Source organism: Colwellia sp. PAMC 20917 (genome assembly GCF_001767295.1).
Lineage (GTDB): Bacteria > Pseudomonadota > Gammaproteobacteria > Enterobacterales > Alteromonadaceae > Colwellia_A.
In genome coordinates this window covers 78,632-104,281 of sequence record NZ_CP014944.1, presented here as the reverse complement: position 1 = coordinate 104,281, position 25,650 = coordinate 78,632, and the positions used below count along the sequence as shown (strand labels likewise).

Annotated in this window: 21 protein-coding genes and 1 pseudogene; 13 read left to right on the top strand and 9 right to left on the bottom strand. The window is 37.8% G+C overall.

The window, feature by feature from the left end:
- Positions 1–367: 367 nt before the first annotated feature.
- Both A3Q34_RS21175 and icd read right to left on the bottom strand, forming a co-directional pair.
- Positions 368–584: pseudogene (locus tag A3Q34_RS21175) on the bottom strand (cold shock domain-containing protein); the annotation flags it as partial.
- A 135-nt stretch (positions 585–719) separates the two neighbouring features.
- Positions 720–1,970: an NADP-dependent isocitrate dehydrogenase gene (gene icd, locus A3Q34_RS00485; RefSeq protein ID WP_070373577.1), complete on the bottom strand. Its 1,251-nt coding sequence runs from the start codon at positions 1,968–1,970 to the stop codon at positions 720–722.
- Between the two features lie 309 nt (positions 1,971–2,279).
- On the opposite strand from icd, the gene A3Q34_RS00480 reads away from it, so the two are divergent.
- Complete coding sequence (locus A3Q34_RS00480; RefSeq protein WP_070373576.1) at positions 2,280–2,516, top strand: RNA recognition motif domain-containing protein; 237 nt, start codon at positions 2,280–2,282, stop codon at positions 2,514–2,516.
- Positions 2,517–2,608: 92 nt separating this feature from the next.
- Here A3Q34_RS00480 and A3Q34_RS00475 read toward each other — a convergent pair whose 3' ends face one another.
- The 3 genes from A3Q34_RS00475 to A3Q34_RS00465 all read right to left on the bottom strand — a co-directional run bounded on the left by A3Q34_RS00475 (position 2,609) and on the right by A3Q34_RS00465 (position 6,794).
- Positions 2,609–4,840 (bottom strand): NADP-dependent isocitrate dehydrogenase, encoded by a 2,232-nt coding sequence (locus A3Q34_RS00475; protein ID WP_070373575.1) that lies wholly within the window; start codon positions 4,838–4,840, stop codon positions 2,609–2,611.
- A 271-nt stretch (positions 4,841–5,111) separates the two neighbouring features.
- Positions 5,112–6,218 (bottom strand): hypothetical protein, encoded by a 1,107-nt coding sequence (locus A3Q34_RS00470; RefSeq protein WP_070373574.1) that lies wholly within the window; start codon positions 6,216–6,218, stop codon positions 5,112–5,114.
- 18 nt (positions 6,219–6,236) lie between these two features.
- Positions 6,237–6,794: a phosphoribosyltransferase gene (locus A3Q34_RS00465; RefSeq protein ID WP_070373573.1), complete on the bottom strand. Its 558-nt coding sequence runs from the start codon at positions 6,792–6,794 to the stop codon at positions 6,237–6,239.
- Between the two features lie 144 nt (positions 6,795–6,938).
- On the opposite strand from A3Q34_RS00465, the gene A3Q34_RS00460 reads away from it, so the two are divergent.
- From A3Q34_RS00460 to deoD, 3 genes are all read left to right on the top strand, one after another.
- Positions 6,939–7,844 (top strand): endonuclease/exonuclease/phosphatase family protein, encoded by a 906-nt coding sequence (locus A3Q34_RS00460; protein WP_070373572.1) that lies wholly within the window; start codon positions 6,939–6,941, stop codon positions 7,842–7,844.
- Positions 7,845–7,941: 97 nt separating this feature from the next.
- Positions 7,942–8,937 carry an adenosine deaminase gene (gene add, locus A3Q34_RS00455; protein ID WP_070373571.1) on the top strand — a complete coding sequence of 332 codons (996 nt, stop codon included), beginning with the start codon at positions 7,942–7,944 and terminating at the stop codon, positions 8,935–8,937.
- Positions 8,938–9,183: 246 nt separating this feature from the next.
- Positions 9,184–9,888 carry a purine-nucleoside phosphorylase gene (gene deoD / locus A3Q34_RS00450; protein ID WP_070373570.1) on the top strand — a complete coding sequence of 235 codons (705 nt, stop codon included), beginning with the start codon at positions 9,184–9,186 and terminating at the stop codon, positions 9,886–9,888.
- A gap of 113 nt (positions 9,889–10,001) precedes the next feature.
- Here deoD and A3Q34_RS00445 read toward each other — a convergent pair whose 3' ends face one another.
- A complete protein-coding gene (locus A3Q34_RS00445) occupies positions 10,002–11,219 on the bottom strand; it encodes a phosphopentomutase (RefSeq protein WP_070373569.1) in 1,218 nt (405 codons plus the stop codon).
- Between the two features lie 257 nt (positions 11,220–11,476).
- Between A3Q34_RS00445 and udk the strand changes: the two genes are divergently transcribed.
- From udk to upp, 5 genes are all read left to right on the top strand, one after another.
- Positions 11,477–12,127, top strand: coding sequence for a uridine kinase (gene udk, locus A3Q34_RS00440; RefSeq protein ID WP_070373568.1), 651 nt, complete (start codon positions 11,477–11,479; stop codon positions 12,125–12,127).
- A 37-nt stretch (positions 12,128–12,164) separates the two neighbouring features.
- Entirely contained in the window at positions 12,165–13,409 is a 1,245-nt protein-coding gene (locus tag A3Q34_RS00435; protein WP_070373567.1) for a NupC/NupG family nucleoside CNT transporter, read from the top strand.
- Positions 13,410–13,433: 24 nt separating this feature from the next.
- On the top strand, positions 13,434–14,207 hold the full coding sequence (gene deoC / locus A3Q34_RS00430; RefSeq protein WP_070373566.1) for a deoxyribose-phosphate aldolase: 774 nt from the start codon (positions 13,434–13,436) through the stop codon (positions 14,205–14,207).
- Between the two features lie 24 nt (positions 14,208–14,231).
- Positions 14,232–14,807, top strand: a complete 576-nt coding sequence (locus A3Q34_RS00425) for a thymidine kinase (protein ID WP_070373565.1) — start codon at positions 14,232–14,234, stop codon at positions 14,805–14,807.
- Between the two features lie 81 nt (positions 14,808–14,888).
- Positions 14,889–15,515 carry a uracil phosphoribosyltransferase gene (gene upp, locus A3Q34_RS00420; protein ID WP_070373564.1) on the top strand — a complete coding sequence of 209 codons (627 nt, stop codon included), beginning with the start codon at positions 14,889–14,891 and terminating at the stop codon, positions 15,513–15,515.
- Positions 15,516–15,606: 91 nt separating this feature from the next.
- Here the strand turns inward: upp and deoA are convergent, their stop codons facing one another.
- The 3 genes from deoA to A3Q34_RS00405 all read right to left on the bottom strand — a co-directional run bounded on the left by deoA (position 15,607) and on the right by A3Q34_RS00405 (position 20,641).
- The gene (gene deoA, locus A3Q34_RS00415; protein WP_070373563.1) at positions 15,607–16,908 is read right to left on the bottom strand and encodes a thymidine phosphorylase; all 1,302 of its coding nucleotides are present in this window, start codon (positions 16,906–16,908) and stop codon (positions 15,607–15,609) included.
- 12 nt (positions 16,909–16,920) lie between these two features.
- A complete protein-coding gene (locus A3Q34_RS00410) occupies positions 16,921–17,340 on the bottom strand; it encodes a cytidine deaminase (RefSeq protein ID WP_070373562.1) in 420 nt (139 codons plus the stop codon).
- Between the two features lie 160 nt (positions 17,341–17,500).
- Positions 17,501–20,641: a TonB-dependent receptor gene (locus tag A3Q34_RS00405; protein ID WP_070373561.1), complete on the bottom strand. Its 3,141-nt coding sequence runs from the start codon at positions 20,639–20,641 to the stop codon at positions 17,501–17,503.
- A 671-nt stretch (positions 20,642–21,312) separates the two neighbouring features.
- Between A3Q34_RS00405 and A3Q34_RS00400 the strand changes: the two genes are divergently transcribed.
- The 4 genes from A3Q34_RS00400 (at position 21,313) to A3Q34_RS00385 (ending at position 25,521) form a co-directional block, all read left to right on the top strand.
- Complete coding sequence (locus A3Q34_RS00400) at positions 21,313–21,945, top strand: TetR/AcrR family transcriptional regulator (RefSeq protein WP_070373560.1); 633 nt, start codon at positions 21,313–21,315, stop codon at positions 21,943–21,945.
- A 55-nt stretch (positions 21,946–22,000) separates the two neighbouring features.
- Positions 22,001–23,182 (top strand): endonuclease/exonuclease/phosphatase family protein, encoded by a 1,182-nt coding sequence (locus A3Q34_RS00395; protein WP_070373559.1) that lies wholly within the window; start codon positions 22,001–22,003, stop codon positions 23,180–23,182.
- Positions 23,183–23,210: 28 nt separating this feature from the next.
- On the top strand, positions 23,211–24,614 hold the full coding sequence (locus A3Q34_RS00390; RefSeq protein WP_083277841.1) for an alkaline phosphatase: 1,404 nt from the start codon (positions 23,211–23,213) through the stop codon (positions 24,612–24,614).
- Positions 24,615–25,122: 508 nt separating this feature from the next.
- The gene (locus A3Q34_RS00385) at positions 25,123–25,521 is read left to right on the top strand and encodes a type II toxin-antitoxin system HicB family antitoxin (RefSeq protein WP_070373558.1); all 399 of its coding nucleotides are present in this window, start codon (positions 25,123–25,125) and stop codon (positions 25,519–25,521) included.
- Positions 25,522–25,650: the final 129 nt, after the last annotated feature.

Here is a 25,650-nt window from a genome sequence, read left to right as displayed (position 1 = left end):
TTTTGAAAACCAAGTAGATAGTACGTATAAAGGCAGTCTAAACCATTATACGTACTATGTCCAATACTGAAGAGTATCGGACATAGTGAGCTATGTGGAATATAGAGAAGTGCTCCCCGTAATTACTCGTAGAATAAAAAACTTCTGATCTGCTATTATAATTTTAATCACCTCTTATTCATTCCATAAACTCATCGTCTAGCAACGCGATAAATTACGAACGTTGTTTATCGTGTTAAATGTTAAGGCGCTAAGCCTAGTCGTTGAAATGCAAAAGCACCAATACCTATTAGTACTAATATTAAAACAAGCTTACTCTTAACGGCTGAAGTATTTCTATAAATACGAGGTTTATGTGCTTGTATAACTTTAGCTTCAACACCTTCAATACGACAATTAACGGCTTTGCTTTTACCGTTAGCTTGCTTTTCTACTTCAAAATAAATTAAATCACCTACTTTAGGTTTTCTACTCATCTCTTTTAATGATGATATATGGATAAAGGTATCTTTAGTCAGTTCACTCGATTGAATGAAGCCAAAGCCTTTATTATCTTTCCAACTTGTTAATTGTCCTTTGTGCATCACGGTTCCATTACAGATTTTGGTTATAAACTATTAAAGCTTTTTCTAGGGTAAATATTACAATAATTATCATTAAAAAAGACCAGTCGAATAGTGTCCGACTGATCCTCTTTCTATAACTTAATGTCGTTAATATTACATATGGTCAATAATACAATCACCAAACTCTGAACATGTAACGAGTGTTGCACCATCCATCAAACGTTCAAAATCGTAAGTGACTGTTTTAGCGTTAATAGCTCCTGACATACCTTTAAGTAATAAATCAGCGGCTTCAACCCAACCCATATGTCTCAACATCATTTCTGCAGACAAAATAACAGAGCCTGGATTAACCTTGTTCAAACCCGCATATTTTGGTGCTGTGCCATGCGTTGCTTCAAAAATAGCAATATCATCATTCATGTTCGCGCCTGGTGCAATACCAATGCCGCCAACTTGTGCTGCTAATGCGTCAGATATATAGTCACCGTTTAAATTCAATGTTGCGATAACACTGTATTCTGCGGGTCTTAATAAAATTTGCTGTAGCATTGCATCAGCAATAACATCTTTAATGATGATCTCTTTACCCGTTTTTGGGTTTACAAATGAACACCAAGGACCACCCGCAATAAAGTCAGCACCAAATTCATCACGTGCTAATTGGTAACCCCATTCTTTAAAGGCGCCCTCGGTATACTTCATGATATTACCTTTGTGTACTAAAGTTACCGACTCTCTGTCGTGATCAATAGCATACTGAATGGCTTTTCTCACTAAGCGTTCGGTACCTTCTTTAGATACCGGCTTAATACCTATACCACAGTTCTCGGTGAAACGAATTTTTGTTGCGCCCATTTCATCGGTTAAAAACTTAATCATTTTCTTGGCTTGATCAGAACCCGCTTTATACTCAATACCAGCATAGATATCTTCTGAATTTTCTCGAAAAATAACCATGTCTACTTCGCTTGGCTTTTTAACCGGGCTGGGTACACCGGTAAACCATTGTACTGGGCGTTGGCAAACATATAGATCTAATATTTGTCTAAGTGCTACGTTTAATGAACGCATGCCACCACCTACAGGCGTAGTTAACGGCCCTTTTATACCAACTTTAAACTGCTTAAACATTTCTAATGTTTCATCAGGTAACCATGTTTCTGAATCGTAAACTTGGGTTGCCTTTTCACCGGCATAAACTTCCATCCAGTGGATCTTACGGTCACTGTTATAAGCTTTTTCAACAGCAGCATTAACAACTTTAATCATTGGCGGTGTTACATCGATGCCAATACCATCACCTTCAATAAAAGGGATAATAGGATTATTCGGGACACATAGCTGCCCATTTTCACAGGTAATGGCTTGACCTTCAGTCGGGATTGTTACGTTCGTAGACATATATGATTCCTCTTCTTTAGCACAATAACGTTAACAGGTATTAACTTTAAAGCTATATTGTTTGAATTATGGATAAAACTGCTTATTTTAGTATAGGTTATCTTTACTTGAATGTTAAAAATAAATGAAAAAGACCTTCAACACTAATACATAATAGATGATATTGACTATAACCGAGGTGAATAATTTAAACAACCGTTTAAATTATGCGTTTGAAAGGTATTAATACCCGCTAATGAAATAAAATAGCTTGGTGAAAGTTAACTATCTTGAGATAATTACTTTTAATATTATTTTTTAGGATTGTTGATGAAACTATTAGTACGTAACTTATCTCGCTCTACAACCGAACAAGAAATTCGGATTTTATTTTCAGCTCATGGTGGTGTCACCGAATGTACTTTAGTTTTAGACCAAGAAACGGGAAAATCTAAAGGTTTCGCGTTTGTGGCAATGCCTAATGAAGCAGAAGCTAAAAAAGCGATTAAAGCACTGCACGAAACTAGAATTGGTAGTAATAGAATTAGAGTGAAAATATCTAAGTAAGACTAATTATCATTATTAGCATTCAATAAAAAGGCTGAGTATCAATGAAGATACTCAGCCTTTTTTATCTTTATAACTTAACGAATGTTACGTTACAGTAAGCTAGATAATATAGTATTAAACGTTTCGCTTGGACGCATCGCTTTACGCGCTAGGTCAACATCAGCATAATAATAACCGTTGATGTTCATTGATGGACCTTGAGCGGCATTTAATTCAGCAATAATTTTAGCTTCTTGCTTAGTTAATGCTTGAGCAATAGCAGTAAAACTCGCTTTTAACTCTTCATCATTTGTTTGTTCAGCAAGTGCTTGTGCCCAGTACATAGCAAGATAAAAATGGCTACCACGGTTATCTAATTCACCCACTCTACGTGAAGGCGATTTGTTTTCATCGAGGAACTTACCTGTAGCTGAATCTAGCGTATCAGCAAGTACTTGCGCTTTGTTATTCTTGGTATGAACGCTTACATGTTCTAAAGAAGCAGCAAGGGCTAAAAATTCACCCAAAGAATCCCAACGTAAATGGTTTTCTTTTTCAAATTGTTGAACATGCTTAGGTGCTGAACCGCCCGCGCCTGTTTCAAATAATCCACCGCCATTCATTAGTGGCACAATTGACAGCATTTTAGCGCTGGTGCCTAATTCTAAAATTGGAAATAAATCAGTTAAGTAATCACGTAAAACGTTACCGGTTACTGAAATAGTATCTTCACTCTTAGCGGTTCGCGCTAAAGTAAACTCACAGGCTTTAACGGGTTCTAAAATCTGAATATCTAAACCTGTTGTATCATGGTCAGCTAGATAGGTATTTACCTTTTTAATCATCTCTGCATCATGGCCACGATTTTCATCTAACCAAAATACTGTCGGTACGTTAGTTGCTTTAGCACGTGTAACAGCAAGCTTAACCCAATCTTGAATAGGCGCATCTTTAACCTGACACATTCTCCAAATATCACCTTGAGCAACGTTATGTTCTAACAAGGTTTCGCCGTTGTCATTAACTACTCGAACCGTACCTTTACCTGTCATGGTAAAGGTTTTGTCATGTGAACCGTATTCTTCAGCTTTTTGCGCCATTAGACCTACGTTCGGCACTGTGCCCATTGTTGTTGGGTTGAATGCACCATTTTCACGACAAAAATCGACAACCGCTGAAAAAACACCGGCGTAGTTACGATCAGGGATCATAAACTTAGTATCTTTTTGATTGCCATCACGATCCCACATCATACCAGAAGCTCTTAAAGCCGCAGGCATTGAAGCATCAATAATTACATCGCTTGGTACATGAAAATTAGTAATACCTTTGTCTGAATCAACCATCGCAACTTCTGGACGTGTGGTATAAACAGCGGCTAAATCAGCTTCAATTTCTTTTTGTTTTTCGCTTGGTAAACGAGATATTTTTGCATAAACATCGCCAATACCATTATCAGCATCCACACCAAGTTGTTCGAAAATAGCAGCATGTTTGTCAAAAACATCTTTATAGAAAACTTTTACTGCATAGCCGAACATGATTGGATCTGAAACTTTCATCATGGTTGCTTTTAAGTGAAGAGAAAGTAAAACGCCCTCTTCTTTAGCTTTAGCTGTTTGTGTTTCATAGAATTCAATTAATGCCGCTTTGCTCATTACTGCCGCATCGATAATTTCTTTGTCTAATAACGGTAAGTGCTCTTTTAATAAAGTGACCGCACCATTTTCGCTAACGAATTCAATCTTTACATTGGTTTCGCCATTAATAGTGGTTGATTTTTCACTACCGTAAAAGTCACCCGCTGACATATGAGCAACGTGTGATTTAGAATCTTTTGACCAAGCACCCATAGAATGTGGATTTTTGCGTGCATATTGTTTAACCGAGCTAGGCGCACGACGGTCTGAGTTACCTTCACGTAGAACAGGATTAACCGCAGAGCCTAAAACTTTTGCGTAAGTAAGCTTAATAGATTGCTCTGCTTCATTTTGTGGTTCAGCCGGGTAGTTTGGTAAGTTATAACCTTTAGCTTGAAGCTCTTTAATAACGGCTTCTAGTTGTGGTATTGAAGCTGAAACATTAGGTAATTTAATGATGTTAGCTTCTGGTGTTTTAGCTAACATGCCTAATTCTGATAAAGCATCACTTACACGTTGTTCTGCTGTTAAGTATTTTGGAAAGTTCGCTAATACACGGGCCGCAAGTGAAATATCACGCGTTTCAACGTTAATACCAGAAGAAGCCGTAAATGCCTGAATAATTGGTAATAAAGAGTGAGTCGCCAATGCAGGCGCTTCATCGGTAATCGTATAAATTATTTTTGTTGAATCTGAGCTCATTTACTTTCCTATTGCTAATTGCCTAATAAAGTGAAAACACCACTTATTGGCATTATTCATCACTCTATTACTATTAATTATTCCGCGAGAACGCTAAAGCGTATTAAAAATTTATGACTATTTATTCGCGATCTATTTGCCTGAGTAAGTACAGACATAAAAAACCAGTGGCTGTACCACTGGTTAACCTGAGCATTATAAACTTTCAAGTAAGCTTCGTAAACAATATGGCTATAATTACAAATAACTATGTTGTATATATAGCGATTATTTATTCTAACCAACCTTTATCAATGGCTAGCGAAAACAATAAGGGCGAAAAAGTTTTGTACTTATCATAATTTGACGGACATTTTGCATTTTCTATGTAATGCGCTTTCCATGGATCATTGATTAGCCAAATTTTATTTTTCGCTACTGCAACGCCTTCTAATGAGGTGTTACCAATAGGCTCCCAATCACTGCATTCATCATTTTCAGCACTCACTGGCGCTAAAAAATTCATAGCAATAATTTTTGTTGGTTGTTTCTTTGCCAAATCGATAATCCATAATTGATCATCATTCCTAGCTGCAGCAACGATATAACCAGGGTGATTATCCTTCGAAAGATAGTCCATACCATTTATAGGGTGCCCACCCTGACTAAATGTCGGTAATAGAACTTCAGTATCAATTACCGGAGCAAATTCATCAGTCGCCCAAAAATTTTCGCCTAATACCAACGAAAAAATACGCGCTAAACCCTGACTGTCTTTTTCCAAACCAAGGTATAAAGTGTTGTCCTGACCAAAAGCTAGTCCCTCGATACCATCATTAGAAAAGTCACCGACGTTATAACTTGCGTCAAATTGTAAGGGTCTAACGTGCGTCATTGATAATATATTATTATCATCAAGCGCTAATCTCACAATAAGTGTCGGGAATGTTGTCGAACCGGTATTTTGATAGCGCTGTTGACATGCCGATGAAAGTTCATCGCCATTACGGGCATCTTCGGTCACTATAATGAAAACTTTATCATTGTTAGGGTCAACCGCTAAAGCTTCAAAATCTGGCTCACCTGCTAGATACGAGGAAAAGCAGCTGGACTTTACCTGGCTAGACATGGTCATGAGCAATGAATTTTTTTCAACTAAGCCACTCGTGGGCTCAATTATATGTAATTGTTTCTGCTGAGACTTATCAGCTGAACCATCAGAGAGAGTCAGTAACTTGCCGCGCCATAGCTTTAACGCGGAGGTTTGTGGGTCAAACATAACTTGCTGATCAGCTTCTACCAGCCACTTTCCCTTTAAAGTCACTTGCTGATGAATGTTATCATCAGCAAGCACAGTAAAAGCAGAGAGATAGATAGCTATAAAGGGTAGCAGCTTCATTAACAACTCAACCTGTAATTATTTTAAAAGGTGTAATATATTGGTAAGGTCAGACTTACCTTCAGCAATTTCTTCTTGTGTTAATCCTGACAATTCATGTGGAAATACCAACCATTCATCAGACTCGTGAACATAGTAGTCTGGTTTGATGTCAACCACATTATTGGTTGGCTTATACCAAGGACAAGCAATGCGAACATCTGTTGGCATATTATTACGCGCTAATTTTTTAAGTTGTTTTATTAATGCATCAATACTGCGGCCTGAATCAAAAACATCATCAACAATCAATAAGCCATCAGTTGCATTGGCATTTTCGATAATGTAATGCAAACCATGCACTTTAATTTCTTTACTTTGTTGGTTAATGCCGTAGTAAGAAGAAGTACGGACAGCGATATGATCTGTGTCAATATTTTTAAAATCAAAATACTCCTGAACAGCAATACCAACAGGTGCTCCACCACGCCATATGCCTATGATAAATTGTGGACGAAAACCATCTTCAAAGACTTTTGCGGCCAGTCTAAAAGAATCTTCTAGTAATTCTTGTGCGGTAATAAATTTTTTATTCATAGTGGTTGTTTCTTACTGTAAAAGTAGTGTAATGTGGCGAATTATATCAATTCTTGACCGAATGGTTAAGTAAATTATTCAGTGAATTAACGTTTATTATTTACCTGTGCTCAAAAAACTTGAGTTTAACTAAGAGAAGTATTAATGCAAAAAACAATATTAACAACTGCTAGTTTACTATTTAGCTTAATGTATGTTTCACCAAGTTACTCTCAAGAACTAAAAGTAGCTTCATGGAATATCGCTTGGTTAGGTTCTCATGAGTATAATAAACGAAAATCAGATGATTATCAGCAATTAGCCGTCTATGCTAAACAACTTGATGCCGATGTGATTGCTTTACAAGAAGTTGAAGATGAAAATTGGGCAAAAATGGTCTTTGGTAACGAATACGATTTTTATTTTTCAACTAAAGATTGGGTACAGCGTGTTGGTGTAGCCGTTAAAAAATCAGCGGGCTTAACAGTGGTTGCCAAAGAATATAAAGCATTAAATGTTACCCGTGTCAGACATGGTATGGACTTAACCCTATCTCGAGATGGTAAACAAATTAGGTTACTTGCCGTACATTTAAAGTCTGGTTGTTTTGCTTTGCCACTTGATAGTAAATATCTTGCAGCGATGCCAAGTAGTACAGATAAAGAATTAAGACTAAAAGAAGCCTGCACTACATTAAGTATGCAAATAGACCCACTTGAACGTTGGGTAGATGAACGAGCTAAAGATAATGAAGCCTTTATTGTACTTGGCGATTTTAATCGCAGATTCTCACAAGATGTAAGTCATCAATATGCCGAAGACCAAGGTTTATGGCAAGCCCTTGACGATGAAGGCAATGAAGCGCTTTGGACACCAACAATGACTAAAGAGTCTGCTTGTTGGGGCGGCTACTACAAAGATTATATCGACCATATTGTTTTTAACCCTAGCGCAAAAAACATGTATGTCGAAAACTCTTTTGAACAATTAGTTTTCAAAGAAAAATATACTCGGGAGCTTGCTAATACATTAACAGACCATTGCCCTATTTCGGTTAAAGTACAGCTTTAAACATTTAATAAGGATTTTAAGCTAGAATAGACCACAGACATAAACCGTTGCTAGTGTTAACTAGCAACACTTTATATTATCAGGACAATAGACCCACATGTATAATAAGCAACTGCCACTTATAGACCTTCACCGACATTTAGACGGAAACATTCGACCTCAAACTGTTTGGCAATTAGCTCAGAAAAATAATATTGCCTTACCTGAAACTAATTTCGAAGACTTTTTACCTCATATTAAAATTACGGACAATGAAGCCGACCTGCTCGCTTTTTTAAAGAAGTTAGATTGGGGCGTGCAAGTTCTCTCTTCATTAGATGATGTTATTCGCATCGGTTATGAAAATGTTGAAGATGCTTATCTGGCTAATATTGATTATGCCGAATTACGTTTTTCACCTTTTTATATGGCAATGACCCACAAACTCCCTATTGAAGGTGTTGTGGAAGCGATTATTGAAGGCGTTAACCAAGGCCGTAAAAAGTATCCGACCAAAATAAATTTAATTGGTATTTTGAGCCGTACTTTTGGAGTAGACAATTGTGAAACTGAGCTTAACGCCCTTTTAGCCCATAAAGATAATATTGTTGCACTTGATTTAGCGGGAGACGAGTATAATTTTCCTGGTAGTCTTTTTGAAAGTCATTTCAAGAAAGCATCGCATGCGGGTTTACAAGTAACCGTGCATGCGGGTGAAGCGGCCGGACCAGAAAGCGTTTGGCATGCTATAGAAAAACTGGGAGCCACAAGAATTGGTCATGGCGTCGCTTGTGTAAAAGATCAAAAGCTAATGGACTACATGCTTAAACATAACATTGGTCTTGAGTCTTGCCTGACGTCAAATTATCAAACAGGTACGATAAAAGATTTAAGTCAGCACCCCGTAAAAACCTTTTTAGCAAATGGCCTTAATGTTTGTTTAAATACTGATGACCCTGCGGTTGAGAATATTGAGCTTGAAGATGAATTTAACCTTGCCAGTAACTTACTTAAACTCAGTGAAGCACAAATAACGCAATTACAAAGCAATGCCATTGAAATGAGTTTTTTAAGCCATGATGAAAAACAAACATTACGCCAGTTAAAACTATAGCGTAAAGATAATATTGCTATCAATCACACTGCGATTATAAATTTTATTGGTTGTTGTTAACCTTAATGATTAATAGGTAATTGATCGTTACAGTACTTAGTATTATTATAACCACATTAACTTTTAGGCGATTTTAAATAGTCGCCATAAACATTTTTCAGTAAAAAATCCTTGATAGCAGTTTGATCCCATCAGGTCTGGCTAGAAACTTACTGAGTTACACTTAAAAACTAAAGGATAACTCTTATGCCAACTCCACATATTGAAGCTCAAGCAGGCGACTTTGCAAAAACTGTATTAATGCCGGGCGACCCACTTCGCGCTAAATATATTGCCGATAATTTTTTAGAAAATGTTAAATGCGTTACACGTGTTCGAAACATGTTTGGCTACACGGGCACCTATAAAGGCAAGCCTATCTCAGTAATGGGTTCTGGAATGGGGATCCCTAGCGTTTCAATATACGCGACTGAACTGTACAAAGACTACGGCGTTGAAAGTATTATTCGTATTGGGTCTTGTGGCGCTGTTCGTGATGACATTAAAGTACGTGATATTGTTATTGGTATGGCAGCAAGTACCGACTCTAACGTTAACAGACAGCGTTTTCATGGCGTTGATTTTGCCGCATGTGCAGATTTTTCATTGTTAAAAAGTGTTGTAGATACGGCTGAGCGTTTAAATAAACCTGTCCGTGTTGGTAATATTTTCACGGCTGATTTATTTTATACTCCGCAGCCTGAAATGTTTGCCACTATGGAAAAGTATGGGGTTTTAGCGGTAGAAATGGAAGCTGCTGGCCTTTATGGCGTTGCAGCAGAATACGGTAAAAAAGCTTTAACGGTATTAACCGTAAGCGATCATATTAAAACCGGTGAACAAACTACCGCAGATGAGCGCGAAACCACCTTTAAAGACATGATGGAATTAACCTTAGAAAGTATCCTATAACGTTATATTCGTTCATCCTGAACATAAAAAAAGGGGTTAGCATTTTTGCTAACCCCTTTTTTTATAAGCATTATTTACACGTATAACAGCTTTGAATCAAAGCCACTTCGCTACTAATTGTTAAAGTTAAGCTCAGTTAGAAAGCTGGTGCCGTAATCCATTTTATCAACATTAAACATTTCAGCTATGGTTTGCCCTAAATCAGCAAAGGTTGTTCGTTTACCTAAATTTACCGAAGCAATATTGTGATGATAAGCCAATACTGGCACATACTCACGGGTATGGTCGCTACCTGGCCACGTTGGATCACATCCATGGTCAGCGGTTAAAAACAGCACATCGTTATCGCTCATCGCATTGAGTACTTCAGGAATGCGTAGATCGAAGGCTTCAAGTTCTTGTGCATAGCCGACCGGGTTACGTCTATGGCCAAAATCTTGGTCGAAATTAACCAAATTAGTAAATATTAACGAATTATCTGCTGCACTATTAATATGTTTGATACTGGCATCGAGCAAAGCATCTAAGCCCGTTGCTTTGGTTTTTTCGCTAATACCTTGATGGGCAAAAATGTCAGCAATTTTACCAACACTGATCACATGCGTACCGGCATCAAATATTTTATCTAGTACGGTTGGTGCTGGTGGTAATACCGAATAATCGCGGCGGTTACCTGTTCGAGCAAAATTGTCTGGGTTGTCACCGATAAAAGGTCTGGCAATAACTCGCCCTATATTAAGGCCTTCAAGTTCTGCTCTTACTGTTTCGCAATACTTATAAAGATTGTCTAGACCAAAATGTTCTTCATGAGCGGCAACCTGAAAAACACTATCTGCTGAGGTATAACAAATAGGTAAGCCAGTTTTGATATGCTCTTGTCCTAACTTTTCTAAGATAACCGTACCTGAGGCATGACAATTGCCTAACATATCGCTAAAGCCAGTGGCTTTGTTAACTTTATCTATTAGGTCAACCGGAAAGGCTTTTTCTTTATTGGTGAAATATCCCCAGTCAAAGAGAACCGGCACACCTGCCATTTCCCAATGACCACTTGGGGTATCTTTACCTGTGCTTATCTCTTGTGCGTAGCCATAAGCCCCTTTTTGAGGTTCACCGCCTTGCTGTGGAAAATCGGTATTTGACGCCTCATGGCAAGCTTTAAATAAGCCTAAACTTGCCAAATTAGGTAAGTTTATCGCTTTGCCTGTCTCTGCATAATATGCTTTAGCGAGGTTAGCAAGGGTATTTGCGCCTACATCACCAAACTCAGCTGCATCAGCAGAGTAACCGATACCAAAACTGTCTATTACTAAAACTATTGCGCGGGCCATAGCATTTCCTTTATGATCATTTTTTCAATATATATTCATAAATAGCAGAATAAAACATGACCACATGGTCAAGTTGTGCTAATTTACCATCTTTTGAAAATGGGGTAAATGATGCTTTAAAATATACGTGAATAAAGTAACGTATTTTTGATCATTTAACCGTAAAAGTACAAAATTAGCGTTAATTACTATCACATTATCACTAATGATAGGATTAAAACCATTTCTGAAGCTGAATTATCGACAGGCATAAACAATTGAACGCAAATAAACCGACAATCATTACAATCACAGGTCCTTCTGCATCGGGTAAAACCCTTTTTGCGCATACTATTCACGACGAACTTATCGATGAATTAGGTGAAGACGGTATTTCTATTCTAAGTGAAGATGCCTACTATCGCGATCAATCTCATTTGTCGATGTCTGAACGTGAACAAACAAACTATGATAATCCCAGTGCCTTTGAACATGACTTGTTAACTGAGCACTTAAAAAACATCACTGAAAATAAATCTATCGACGTGCCTATTTACTGTTATAAAACGCATACACGTTTAAATGAAACACGGGTATTTACCCCAACGAAGATTGTGCTTGTTGAAGGTATTTTACTGCTTTCAAACAAAGCACTGAGAGATCAGTTTGATATAAAAGTCTACATGGACACGCCACTTGATATTTGTTTAGTTCGACGAATCAAACGTGATTTAACCGAGCGAAATAGAAGTGTTGAGTCGGTAACTAATCAATACTTAGAAACGGTTAGACCTATGTATTATCAATTTATTGAACCCTCTAAAGCTTGGGCTGATATAGTGATCACACGAGGCGGAAAAAACAGAATGGCGATAGAAGTACTTAAAGCAAAAATTCGTCAACTGTCAAAATTACCACTACAAAAATAACAATAACAATAACAATAAAAAATATTAAGGGGTATGTATGGATTTTGCCGCATTTAGAGGGGTAATAGGCATATTTGTTTTATTAGCCATTGCCTATGGAATTTCTAAAAGTAGAAAGGACATTAATTTTCGTACGGTAGGTTTTGCATTTTTGCTGCAACTATTACTTGGTGCGTTTGTTTTATATGTCCCCTTTGGCAAAGACGTATTGACCACGATTACTTCAAGTGTTCAAAGTGTTATTGATAGTGCCAAGGTCGGTATTAACTTCCTCTTTGGTGGCTTAGGCACAGATGCTATGTACGAGAATGGTGTTGGCTTTGTCTTTGCTGTGCGTGTTTTACCTAATATTATTTTCTTTTCTTCATTAATCGCCGTACTTTATTATCTGGGTATTATGCAGTGGGTTATTAAAATTATTGGTGGTAGTTTACAAAAACTGTTAAAAACCAGTAAACCCGAGTCACTATCAGCGACTGCCAATATCTTTGTTGGTCAAACAGAAGCGCCCTTAGTTGTTCGACCTTACATAGCTAAAATGACCCAGTCTGAACTATTTGCCATTATGGTTGGTGGCTTAGCCTCTGTTGCTGGTTCTATTATGGCGGGTTATGCGGGTTTAGGCATAGAGCTTAAATACCTAATAGCGGCGTCGTTTATGGCGGCACCGGGTGGCTTACTGATGGCTAAAATCATTTGCCCTGAAACAGAGCCTGAAAAAATTGTTCAAGACTCCGTAGACTTTGACGAAGGCGATGAAAAGCCTGCTAATGTTATTGATGCAGCCGCATCTGGCGCGGCATCTGGATTAAAACTAGCGGTAAACGTGGGTGCGATGTTATTAGCATTTATTGCTTTAATTGCTCTTCTTAATACGATTGTTGGTGGTATTAGTGGTTTGTTTGGCTACGATAATATTACCATCGAACTTATTTTAGGCTACGTGTTTGCTCCTTTCGCTTTCATTATTGGTGTACCGGTTAATGAAATGCTACAAGCGGGTAGTTTTATTGGCCAAAAAGTTGTGGTCAATGAATTTTTTGCTTATGTTAATTTCGTTGAAATTAAAGATACACTTTCACCGGTAACCCAAGCCATCGTCACCTTTGCATTGTGTGGCTTTGCTAACTTATCTTCCATCGCAATCTTGTTAGGTGGTATTGGTTCAATGGCACCTAGTCGCCGACGTGATATCGCGCGGCTTGGCATGCACGCTATGTTAGCGGCGACCTTAGCTAATTTAATGAGCGCAGCTATTGCTGGCGTATTCATTTCTTTATAAATAATTGATAGGAAAATAAACGTTATGTCTGACCTTAAAGCCATCGCTCAACGCGCACTTTCGTTAATTGATTTAACAAGTTTAACCGACAGTGAAACAGAAGAAGAAATTATAACCTTGTGTCGACAGGCAAATTCTATTGGTGGCGTCACTGCTGCTATCTGTATTTTTCCTCGCTTTGTACCTTTGGCAAAAAAGACGTTAAAAGCACAACAAACACCACAGATAAAAATTGCTACCGTTACTAATTTCCCGCACGGTAATGATGATATAGATATCGCATTAGCCGAAACACAAGCCGCGGTCGCATACGGCGCCGACGAAGTCGATTTGGTTTTTCCTTACCGAGCTCTGATGGCAGGTAATGAAGCGATTGGTTTTGATATGGTCAAAGTATGTAAACAAGCTTGTGGTGAATTTGCTAAGTTGAAGATAATTATTGAAACGGGTGAGCTTAAATCACCCGCTTTGATTGAACAAGCCAGTGAAATTGCTATTAATGCCGGTGCTGACTTTATCAAAACCTCAACAGGGAAAGTAGCGGTAAATGCAACACCAGAAGCCGCAAAAATTATGCTTGAAGTGATAAAAAACAAAAATATCAATGTCGGTTTTAAACCCGCCGGTGGTGTTAAAAACGCAGAAGATGCAGCAGTTTATCTTGCTTTAGCCGATAGTATCTTAGGCAGTGAGTGGGCTGATAATAACCACTTTCGCTTTGGTGCAAGTAGCTTACTTAACAGTTTACTTGACACACTAGGACACAGCACAGAAAATACCTCAGCAACTAACTACTGATCTCCTTTAATAAAGAAGTAACTCATGGCACAACTGTATTTTTATTATTCATCAATGAATGCGGGTAAATCTACTCATTTGCTGCAATCGTCTTATAATTATCGAGAACGCGGCTTAACTACCGCAATTTATACGGCGCAAATTGATGACAGATTTGCTAAAGGCAAAGTCGCTTCACGTTTAGGTATAGACGCAGATGCTTTCTTATTTGATGATAGCATCAATATGTTTACGGAAATAAAAGATAAACATCAAGCCGCTAAAATTGATTGTGTACTGATTGATGAAGCACAGTTTTTGTCAACCGAACAAGTTAAGCAGTTAACGGATGTTGTCGATCTCTTACATATTCCCGTGTTAGCCTACGGAATAAGAACTGACTTTCTTGGTGAAACTTTTTCAGGCAGTGCTGCCCTACTTGCTTGGGCCGATAAGTTAGTCGAGTTAAAAACAATTTGCCATTGTGGACGCAAAGCTAATTTTGTTATCAGACAAGATGAAAATGGTGTACCCGTAAAAGTAGGTCAACAAGTAGAAGTGGGCGGCAATGAACGATATGAGCCATTATGCAGAGCCCATTTTAAGCAATTGGTCTGGTAAATATCTAGCTTAAAGTACTTATTGCTAACAATATGTTCAGCTAAACTTCCTCTATATCTTTATAAAAACAAGGAATATTCCATGTCAGTTTTTGAAAGCTCTCATCCTCTGGTTAAACACAAAGTCAGTTTACTACGCGATAATAATATTTCAGTTAAAGCCTTTCGAGAGTTAACCAAAGAGATATCAATGTTATTAACGGTTGAGGCGACTCAAAACCTTAGTATTAAAAATATCCCATTAACTTGTTGGTCTGGTGAAATTTCAGTGCCAACTCTTGCTGATAAACAACCCACTCTGGTACCAATTCTACGTGCTGGTTTAGGTATGCTTGAAGGCTCACTGTCAATACTGCCGTGTGCAAAAATAAGTGTTGTCGGTATACAGCGTAATGAAGACACATTAGCGCCAGAAAGTTACTACGAGAATATTATCTCTGATATAGAAAGTAGAACAGCAATTATTATTGATCCCATGCTAGCGACTGGCGGCACAGCATTAGCAACCATAGATTTATTAAAGGCGTCGGGATGTAAAACAATCATTGCACTATTTTTGGTCGCTGCGCCTGAAGGTATAAAATTGCTTGAGGATGCTCATCCGGATGTCATGTTAACGATTGGTGTAATAGATGAGAAACTTAACGAACAAGGTTATATTTTACCGGGTCTGGGCGATGCCGGAGATAAAATCTTTGGTACGCTGTAATTAATGCGACTTGGTTAAACTAATCACTTTTTTAATAAGTGATTAGTTAGCAAGATATTACCTATATCGGCATTGTCTATAACGGCTTTATTTAATAAATAACCGGTGGTAATTCAGGGCTATCTTCAGAATAAGTGATCGCTTGTTTAAATTGCTCTGCGGCTAACAGCGCTGAATTTTCATCTTTGGCGTGTACACGAGCGATGACTTCACCACTATTGACCTGAACCCCAAGCGGTAAAATTCTATCGAAGCCAACACTGTGGTTAACTTTTTGTTTTGGCGCCGTTCTTCCGCCGCCTAATCCCACCACTGACATACCAATATCTCGAGTGTCCATTTGAGCTAAATAGCCATGTTGACTTGCTTTAACTTCCATAATAATGGCCGCTTTATTCATTGAGCCCCATGGGTTTTCAACAAAATCTTTTGGCCCACCTAACGCCGCTATCATGCGCTCAAATATTTCAGCTGCTTGACCTGAATGAAGGGCTTTATCAATTTTAAGGTAAGCGGTTTGCTCGTCGCTGGCTAAGCCCGAATTCACAAGCATCGCACAGGCTAAGGTTTTAACGACTTTATGTAAACGAGGTTCGCGTTGTTTACCCGTCAGATATTTAGCGGTTTCATACATTTCAATGGCATTACCGGCACTGGTGCCTAATACCTGATTCATGTCAGTAATGATCGCTTGAGTCTTAACCCCTGCACCATTGGCGACACTAGAAATACTATCGGCAAGTGCTTTAGCATCTTCAAGAGATGACATCATCGCGCCATTACCCACTTTGACATCCATCACTAAAGTATCAAGACCTGCTGCAAGTTTTTTAGATAAAATTGAAGCGGTTATCAGTGGAATAGATTCAACTGTCGCAGTGACATCACGAATACCATAAAGGCGTTTATCTGCTGGCGCTAAATTATCTGTTTGAGAAATAATGGCTACGCCCACTTCTTTAACAATACGCTTAAACTCGCTAATTGTTGGTTCTACATTAAAACCGGCAATACTTTCTAATTTATCTGATGTACCTCCGGTATGCCCTAACCCTCTCCCTGAGATCATCGGCACATAAGCGCCACACGCAGAAACAATCGCCGCTAACATAAAGCTGACTTTATCACCTACGCCACCCGTAGAGTGTTTATCAACGATGGGGGCATCATAGCCCTCCCAAGAGAGCACATCACCCGAGTTCATCATCGCGGTGGTGAGCGTTACTTTTTCTTCAACCGATAATCCTTGCTGAAAAATTGCCATCGCCATTGCACCGACTTGGCTGTCAGAAAAGCTACCATCAACTAAACCATTAACAAAATCGTGAATTTGGCTTTGATTAAGGATTTTACCATCGCGCTTAGTGCGAATAATTTCTTGGGGTAATATCATTGATGGATATCCTTAAATGTCCAATAAATATTTTGGCGTAAAAGCATCAGGTAAAAGCTCTGCGACACTCCACACTTGTTGTTTATCTTTGTGGTTAAACGCTATCACAGGTGCTGATTGTTCAAAAAACTCAGCAATAACCTGTCGGCAGGCACCACACGGAGGTGTCATTTTTTCTTGCTCGGTATATATAACGATCATTTGAAAACTTTGCTCACCCTTTATCACGGCATGGCTTATGCAATTTCGTTCTGCACAGACAGTTAACCCGTAAGAGGCATTTTCAACATTACACCCTTGGACAATCGTACCGGAAGTGGTTAAAGCCGCAGCACCGACATGAAACTTACTATAAGGCGCATAAGCTTTTAAATAAGCTTCTTTAGCGGCTACTTTTAATTCTGCAGGTATTTCTATGGTATTTTTATTCATTATTGTAAAAATTCAAGAGTAATGTAGACCTGTGAGAATACCATAGCTGACCAAGTGGTCAAGTAATGCATTTAAGGTATCACTTACTCGGCTAATTTTTTTGTAAAAAAAAGCCCTTTAGTATACTAAAGGGCCTGTATTTCAATAAATTACAGTGTGGTTAGAACTTGTAGCTAACACCCACTTTTATACGCCATGCAGAATCAGTCGTATAAAATTTATTGTCTGCGTAACTACCATCATCATTTTGTGAGATAGAACGGCCATATACATATTGTCTTGTTGCTGGGTCAACAGTAAATTCAACTAACTCTTGAGTACCAAAGTCGCTTCCGTATACTTTACCTTTGCTGCTATCTACAAGATTTAATAGATTATCAACCGTTAAGTAAACCATACCCTTGTGGCCTTCTTTAAACCCTGGGATTTCTTGACGAATGCTTAAATCAAGTGTTGTTACCCATGGTGTAGTTATTACGCCTTTTGGTAAGTAACCACCGGCATATTTATCTAAACCTAAGTCGTTGATCGCTTCAAAGAAATTAGCTTCATTTTCCGCTGAAGTGAAAACAACGTTAGTATCACCTACAGTAGGAATATAAGGTAGGAACGAATCGTTAGTAGTACCTGGGCTTATTAAGCCATAAGGGTCGCGACCAGGGCCACTTCTTCCATCTACGTCAGTACCGTCAGCATAGAAAGTTACTGGCTTGCCTGAACGGCGTTCGAAGAACAAGTTGATGTTAGTTTTGTAACCCGCAACAAATTCAGTTTCATAACCTAAGTTAACAACAAATCTGTGTTCTGTTTCAAAACCAGAACGACCGACTTCAGCGTCATTACGGTTAATCACCGTATTATAGCCAAAGTTGCTGCCTGCGGTTGCACTTGTACTTGTGTGTGCATCAGTCACGTCTTGGTTAGTGTATGACGTTGTTAATCTAACACCACTGTCCCAATCTTTGTTCAAAACAACGCTAAAGATTTTAGAACGACCATCTTTACCGGCATTTGTTAACATTAGGTCAGTAATTGAACCATCGGCATCATCATAGATAGTTCGACCGCCATCTGCTGTCGTGCCATCTTCGTCACCGAATAAACTTGCGTCTTGCCAAAAAGCAGTATTCTCAGACTTTTTGTATAAATATTCTGTGGTTAATAAAAAGTCTTCACCTAATACCGGAATATCGAAGCGGTAATCAAGAGCTATCTGGTAGCGCCAATCAGAAGGTAAATCAAAGTTTGGATCTACAAAGTTTGTGCCAGCAAATGTGGTTGAATTAGCTACTGCGTCCTTATCTTCTTGACGTGGACCGCTAATATCTACATTTTCAAAGGTACCGTTTGCAAAAACTTTACCAATTCCAACGCCAGGGTTTGAATAAGAATTAGATACCCAAACTGTTGGTTGACCACCAGAATAACGACCAACACCACCGCGAACGATAAGGTCATCACTTGCATCCCACTTAATACCAAAGCGTGGTAAGAAAATCCCCGTGCCGTCTAAGTTTTCAGTATTGTCAAAACCTGTACGTGCTTTAGATTGTTCGTTATAGGTAGGTGTGTCGTCAGACGCTAACATTTCGTATCTTAAACCCATGTCGATAGTAATATCGTCATTGAACATCCATTCATCTTGAATGAAAAATGCATGCTCGTCACGGACAAATGAAGCGGCTGCGTCATTTGGATCTAAGCTGGTTGCATTTTGGTAGATAACTCTGTTCGCAACTTTATTTTCAAAGTCTTCAATACTACCAAAACGGTAATCGCCTTTGGTGTTTTGTAAAAACAAGTTAAAAATGTCTAAACGTTTAAACTGGTAACCAAAACTTAAACTGTGATCGCCTAATAAGTAATCACCGTCTAAAGACATGATAAAAGTCTTTTTACGTAAATCGTTAGAATGGCGAGAGTGATCTGCACCAATTGCGATATCACCAGATTCAGCTTGAATAACAGTGTCAGAATAGTCACCTAATGAAGCTTGAGTCGTTGGGTTATCAAGGTAAGTTAGGCTAAGTTGTGTTGAAAAATCGTCATTCCAATCAGAATAAAGTTTAAACGCGTAGTTGTTTAATTCTTCAGTTCTGTCATACCAATGTGATGATAAACGTAATTCGCCACCATAAGTAGACTGGTTACGTGTACTGTTACCTTTAGTATATTGGTAAGTAAACGCTGAACGATGATCATCGTTAATGTTCCAATCTAGTTTCAACAATAATTTTTCATCGTCAACTTTAGGAGATAAATCCCATTCGCCTGGCTCTACGCCGTAGACTTCACGAGCAATTCTTTGTACTTCTAAAACATCAGCAACGTTGGCATCAGCAGAGTTAGGTACGTTAGCGCCATCTGGTCCCCACTCAACAGTTGATGTTGCTTCGTAATATTCGTATGAAGCGAAGAAAAATAATTCATCTTCAATAATAGCGCCACCAAGGGTTGCACCAAAAGTTGTTTCATCAAAATCTAATGGCGCTTCGTCTGTACCATTCTTAGGTGTACCGGCCATGCCGTCATTTTGAGTTTCATAAAAGAATGAACCTGATAACTCGTTGGTACCTGATTTTGTTACCGCGTTAATCTTAGCGCCTTGGAAACCACTGTCTTTCGCATTGAAAGGAGTAACATCGATAGTTACCTGCTCAATCGCGTCAAGAGAAATAGGTGAACGCGTTGTAGGGTAACCATTGGCATTCAGACCAAAGTCATCATTTTGGCTAATACCGTCAACGCTGATGCTGTTAAATCTTGGGTTAGTACCGGCAACACTTAACTCGCCATCTTTAGAAGATAAAACAGCTAGAGGGTTGTTACGAACGATATCTTTAATATCACGGTCGAAACTTGGAGCATTAACAATATCATCAGCACCAAAATAACTATTGCTACCAATATTATTAGAAAAAATCTTGCTACCTGTTACAGAAATACGTTCAACATCATCTGCAGCTTCAAGTTTTGCATTTAAACGAAAGGTATCACCTAGCGTTAAAAAGATATCTCTGTAAACAGTAACACCTTTTTCGCCGGTGATTTTAATCGTGTAAGGACCGCCTACGCGAAGACCTTTACTTGAAAAATTACCTGCGTCGTTAGAAGTGGTAAGCGTTTTTGTGCCTGAAGGTTCGTGGATAATTTCAATTTTTGCGTTAACTGAAATAGCACCCGCTGAATTTTCAATACTACCTCGAATAGCGGAGGAGGTATCGTTTGCCATAGCAGAAGTCGATAAGCCAAGTGCAAAAATAACTGCACTTGAAATAAGTGAGAGACGTTGAGTGTTCATCGGTTATTCCTTGATTACGTTTTTTAAGTGTTTACGAATTATTTTTTTTAGCAACCAAAAAACCTAACCAGTTGCTCTGTTTTTAATTTCGGATGAAATTAGACCAGATTTTTATTACACTTTCATTACATATTTTCAGAGTTTTTGAAATTCAAATAGTATCTGTTAATGATGACAAAAAGAACAATTAAAAAATAATGATAAAAAACCATAATAAACAACAAGATGCGCTACAAGCTTATGACTATCATTTATATTGATAGCGAAGATGACCCTTATATAAAATATTGTTATCTATAAGCAGATTTAAGGCTTTTTAGTTATAAGTAGAATGAGTCAATTAAGATAAAAAACAAACCATAATAAACAATTAACCATATATACATAGCCTTAAGCCTATTAACACTCATTATTTAACTAAAATAGCTATGGAGAAATTAAAAACATCAACTAAAGCACTAAAGTTCCCTTTCATATAAATGGCTAAACATTTATAGTAGAATTTCATTGAAAAATGGCATTTAGTGACTTAAATCAATGATAAAATAAAGATAAGTATAACAAACCATAAAAGTTAACTATTTGGTCAACAGATAGTAAAAAAGTAAAATTATAATAACAATTTAACTTAAAAATGTTTTATTTATGCATTTTAAATATTGAGCAACTTAATGAAAAATAACAAAGAAATAAAAAAAACAGGGAATATTCGTGCACTAAGCCAACACAAGATTTTAATAGCGGCTAGTACAGAATTTGTTTTACAAGGGTATAAAGGCGCTACGGTGCAATCAATTGCCGATAGAGCAAGCCTACCTAAGGCTAATATACTTTATTATTTCAAGAATAAAGAGAATATATACCATGCCGTACTAGAACATACCCTACAAATGTGGGACGAAGGTATTGGTGATATAAATCCTGAAGATGGTCCTAAAGCAGCTATTGAAAAATTTATTGAAGCAAAAGTAAGAATGTCTTTTAAGCACCCTGAATCTTCAAAAATATATGCCATGGAGATTATTCAAGGTGCACAACATTTGAAAGATTTTGCACGTACCTATCAAAGAAAGTGGGTAAGAGAGAAAGCACAACTATTTCAGCAATGGATTGATAATGGTGAAATGCGCGATGTTAACCCGACTCATCTAATATTTCTTATTTGGTCAGCAACGCAACACTATGCCGATTTTGAAACACAAATTTTAACGATTATGAATAGAGCTGATTACGAAGATGAAGATGTCGAAGATGTTATCGCTTTTCTAACTGACATGATTTTACGTGGCTGCGGTTTACACTAACGTTGACATAATCATCGACATTTAACCTATTACTTTAATATTAGCGCTAACTTATATGAGCACAACACAAGCACAGCCTCTTAAAATAGCAACCTTTAATGTAAGTATGGAGGCTTTAAACTATCAGTCTGCGCTAAGTTCTGGGGCGACTAACATTTCAAATAACACCCTGCAAATAGCCATAGACAGTGATCATCAACAAATTAAAAATATTGCAGAAATTATTCAGCGTAAGAACCCAGATATTCTTTTACTGAATGAATTTGATAATCAAGATAATAGCGACAATAACCAACACCACGCGCTAAAAACTTTCATTAAACGTTATTTGAACAAAAGCCAAAATGGGCAAAAAGAAATTGATTTTCCTTATTTTTATCAAGGACCCGTTAATACGGGTGTCAATTCAGGCTACGATCTAGATGGCGACGGTAAACGAGGTGTTTTGCCGGGTGATGGTTTTGGTTATGGACATTTTTCAGGTCACTTTGGTATGGTTCTCTTGTCAAAGCACCCGATTAATATTGCCGATATTCGTACCTTTCAGTACTTTAAGTGGCGAGATATGCCTAACGCCCTACAACCATTCACTCCTAAAACCTCGACATCTTGGTTTAGTGATGAAGCTTGGGAAAATATGCGTTTATCTTCTAAATCTCATTGGGATATTCCGGTTGAGGTTAATGGACAAGTCGTTCATATTTTAGCAAGCCACCCTACACCACCGATATTTGATGGTCCAGAAAATAGAAATAGTAAACGTAATCATGATGAAATTCGTTTTTGGGATGATTACATCTCATCGGAAAAATCAGCATACATTTACGATGACAAGGGTCAAAAAGGAGGTTTAACATCCTGTGGACCTTTTGTTATTCTCGGTGATCTTAATGCGTCTAATGTTGAGGGTGATTCTTTAAATTCGGCCATATCAAGCTTACTAAATAATGATAAAATTCAAGATGCATTGCCCCAAAGTCAAGGGGGAAAACGACACAGTCAAAATAACGCACATGCAAAGTATCATACGGCCTCTTGGCGAATGAGAGCCGATTACGCGTTACCATCAAAGTCTGGATTAGTTATTGAAAAATCAGGCGTTTACTGGCCAACAGAAAACGAAGAGACTTTTAGGTTAATAAAAAAAAGAGCAGCATCTTCCGATCACCGAATGGTATGGATTGACCTGTTACTGAAGACTAAAGCGTCATCTAAAATTATCACCAACCCTTATTAATTATTAACACTTATACAAGAAGATAAAAATGAAAAAACTCCTATCTGCTGTTAGCATCGTACTTGCATTAACAGCCTGTCAAACGATTGATAATGACTCAACAGCAATGCTTTTAAATGCAGAGGCTGCTAAGAAAATGCCTTCACCAAAAAACATCATTATGGTGATAGCCGATGGTATGGGTCCCGCTTATACAACATCCTACCGATACTTTAATGATGACCCAACAACTGAGATTATAGAAGAAACAGTATTTGACCGTTTACTTGTTGGCTCAGCTAGTACTTATCCGGCAAGTGTTTCTGGTGTTGTCACTGATTCTGCCGCAAGTGCTACTGCACTTGCCACGGGTTATAAAACTTATAACGGTGCAATTGCTTTAGACGTGAATAAAAACAGCGTTGAAACTGTACTTGAATTTGCCAAAAAACAAGGTAAAAAAACAGGTGTTGTCGTAACATCACAGATAAATCATGCGACCCCTGCTGGTTATTTAACTCACAATGAAAGCAGAAATAATTATAATGCCATTGCCGATAGCTATATAGATAATGGTATAAAAGCAGATGTCTATTTTGGCGGAGGCTGGAAATACTTTATACGTGAAGATAGAAATTTAGTTGAAGAATTTAAAGCATCAGGGTTTCAGTATATTGATAACTACAACGCCTTAAACACACTTAAAGTAGATATGCCTGTTATTGGTCTTTTTGATGATACAGGTTTACCAACAGCCCTAGATGATAGTGACCCATATCGTTTATCCGCCATGACTAAAGTTGCAATTAAACAACTAGAAAATAGTAAAGGTTATTTTATGCTCGTTGAAGCTAGTCAAATAGATTGGGCTGGTCACTCTAATGATATCGCAACAGCGATGGCTGAAATGTCAGATTTAGCTAAAACGATGGAGTACTTAGAAGAGTACGTAAAACAAAATCCTGATACGTTAGTCATTTTAACAGCTGATCATAGTACGGGTGGTTTAACCGTTGGTGCACGTGGCAAGTATGAGTGGCACCCTGAAATTTTACGCACAATGAAAAGTTCGCCAAGCACAATAGCTAAACAGTTAGCTAACAACCCAGTAACACAACAAGGATTAAGTCAATTACTTAACTTCGATGTAACAAATAATGAAGTTGAACAAATTGAAGCGGCGAAAATATTTGCAGTTGAGGAAATTGCTACTTACAAATCACTTGATGAACAAGAAAAGCTAAAGACTAAAGAACCCACCATGAATAACATCATAGCAAGTGCAATTAAAAACATTATAGATATTAGAACAAACACTGGCTGGACATCAGGTGGCCATACTGCAATTGACGTTCCTTTACATACACTAGGTAAAAGCAGCGAAGTCTTAAAGGGCAAGGTTGATAATACTGACATTGCTAAACAAATATTTTTATTGCTCGGTAAAAAGTAACGTCCTACTTTAATAATATAACAACGGCTAATGAAAATTAGCCGTTTTTTTTGTGCTTAAAAACTACTCTCCCTGATATAAAAACCCTTCATCTCATCAAAAATTATATTGTGGATTAAGCGTTTACCCATGCCTTAACTATCTTACTTTATGTAGGTAACTTAGCTAGAAAGAGTAGCTAAAAACCCTCTGTTATTGTCAATCGTTCCTCAAACAGCTTAATCATAGCAACCCCAAGCACCCCGTATTAGCTTCGTTAAAGCATTATCGGCTATTTATAGCGATATAATTTAACTCTTTATCATTCCCCTTATTTATAAGGAGTCTAGTACTAAGTGACCAATCACTTCACACCAACAATAGAGTTACCAGGGTTACTGTCACTAAGTTTCACGGGGTTGTTGGGGTTATTTTTTAGTTTGAGCAGGGGTTACTAGGGTTGTTAATTTGTTGCTATATGGAGTTGCTGGGGTTACACTTGAATACGTTAATTAAAGAGGCAATAACAATGAAATACCCTATCGCATTAAAGAAAATAATTGGCGTTGAAAACTACAAAACATACGTTCCTGACTTACCCGGTTGTGTAGGTAATGGTGAGAGCATTGATGTCTCTTTAAACAATATTAATGACAGTATCGCTGCACACCTTTCTATATTGGCCGAATATGGTGAAGCCATCCCACACGCTACAACGATTGAAAATCATCTAACAGCCTATCCAAATGTTATTTGGTGTATTCTTGATATCGATATAACACCCTATTTAGGGAAAAGTCATAAAATCAATGTCACCTTACCGGAGTTGTTGATTAAACAAATTGATAACCGAGTCAGTAAGTCTTCAACTTATAAAACACGTTCCGGCTTTATCGCAAGCGCGTGTATCAGTGAGTTAAATAAATAAGAGTTTTCCCTGAATTATTATTTATAAATTATGGAAAAATAAGAAAGAGTAAGACTTAACAAGGTTCATGGTGATGAACGCTGTAAGATTAGTTGTGAGGGTTTAAAGGAAGTGCTTTAAATTGATCAG

What these genes read in the sequence shown, in the direction of transcription:
- icd (WP_070373577.1), bottom strand. Translation starts at nt 1,970, where the DNA reads ATGTCTACGAACGTAACAATCCCGACTGAAGGTCAAGCCATTACCTGT.
- A3Q34_RS00480 (WP_070373576.1), top strand. Translation starts at nt 2,280, where the DNA reads ATGAAACTATTAGTACGTAACTTATCTCGCTCTACAACCGAACAAGAA.
- A3Q34_RS00475 (WP_070373575.1), bottom strand. Translation starts at nt 4,840, where the DNA reads ATGAGCTCAGATTCAACAAAAATAATTTATACGATTACCGATGAAGCG.
- A3Q34_RS00470 (WP_070373574.1), bottom strand. Translation starts at nt 6,218, where the DNA reads ATGAAGCTGCTACCCTTTATAGCTATCTATCTCTCTGCTTTTACTGTG.
- A3Q34_RS00465 (WP_070373573.1), bottom strand. Translation starts at nt 6,794, where the DNA reads ATGAATAAAAAATTTATTACCGCACAAGAATTACTAGAAGATTCTTTT.
- A3Q34_RS00460 (WP_070373572.1), top strand. Translation starts at nt 6,939, where the DNA reads ATGCAAAAAACAATATTAACAACTGCTAGTTTACTATTTAGCTTAATG.
- add (WP_070373571.1), top strand. Translation starts at nt 7,942, where the DNA reads ATGTATAATAAGCAACTGCCACTTATAGACCTTCACCGACATTTAGAC.
- deoD (WP_070373570.1), top strand. Translation starts at nt 9,184, where the DNA reads ATGCCAACTCCACATATTGAAGCTCAAGCAGGCGACTTTGCAAAAACT.
- A3Q34_RS00445 (WP_070373569.1), bottom strand. Translation starts at nt 11,219, where the DNA reads ATGGCCCGCGCAATAGTTTTAGTAATAGACAGTTTTGGTATCGGTTAC.
- A3Q34_RS00435 (WP_070373567.1), top strand. Translation starts at nt 12,165, where the DNA reads ATGGATTTTGCCGCATTTAGAGGGGTAATAGGCATATTTGTTTTATTA.
- deoC (WP_070373566.1), top strand. Translation starts at nt 13,434, where the DNA reads ATGTCTGACCTTAAAGCCATCGCTCAACGCGCACTTTCGTTAATTGAT.
- A3Q34_RS00425 (WP_070373565.1), top strand. Translation starts at nt 14,232, where the DNA reads ATGGCACAACTGTATTTTTATTATTCATCAATGAATGCGGGTAAATCT.
- upp (WP_070373564.1), top strand. Translation starts at nt 14,889, where the DNA reads ATGTCAGTTTTTGAAAGCTCTCATCCTCTGGTTAAACACAAAGTCAGT.
- deoA (WP_070373563.1), bottom strand. Translation starts at nt 16,908, where the DNA reads ATGATATTACCCCAAGAAATTATTCGCACTAAGCGCGATGGTAAAATC.
- A3Q34_RS00410 (WP_070373562.1), bottom strand. Translation starts at nt 17,340, where the DNA reads ATGAATAAAAATACCATAGAAATACCTGCAGAATTAAAAGTAGCCGCT.
- A3Q34_RS00405 (WP_070373561.1), bottom strand. Translation starts at nt 20,641, where the DNA reads ATGAACACTCAACGTCTCTCACTTATTTCAAGTGCAGTTATTTTTGCA.
- A3Q34_RS00400 (WP_070373560.1), top strand. Translation starts at nt 21,313, where the DNA reads ATGAAAAATAACAAAGAAATAAAAAAAACAGGGAATATTCGTGCACTA.
- A3Q34_RS00395 (WP_070373559.1), top strand. Translation starts at nt 22,001, where the DNA reads ATGAGCACAACACAAGCACAGCCTCTTAAAATAGCAACCTTTAATGTA.
- A3Q34_RS00390 (WP_083277841.1), top strand. Translation starts at nt 23,211, where the DNA reads ATGAAAAAACTCCTATCTGCTGTTAGCATCGTACTTGCATTAACAGCC.
- A3Q34_RS00385 (WP_070373558.1), top strand. Translation starts at nt 25,123, where the DNA reads ATGAAATACCCTATCGCATTAAAGAAAATAATTGGCGTTGAAAACTAC.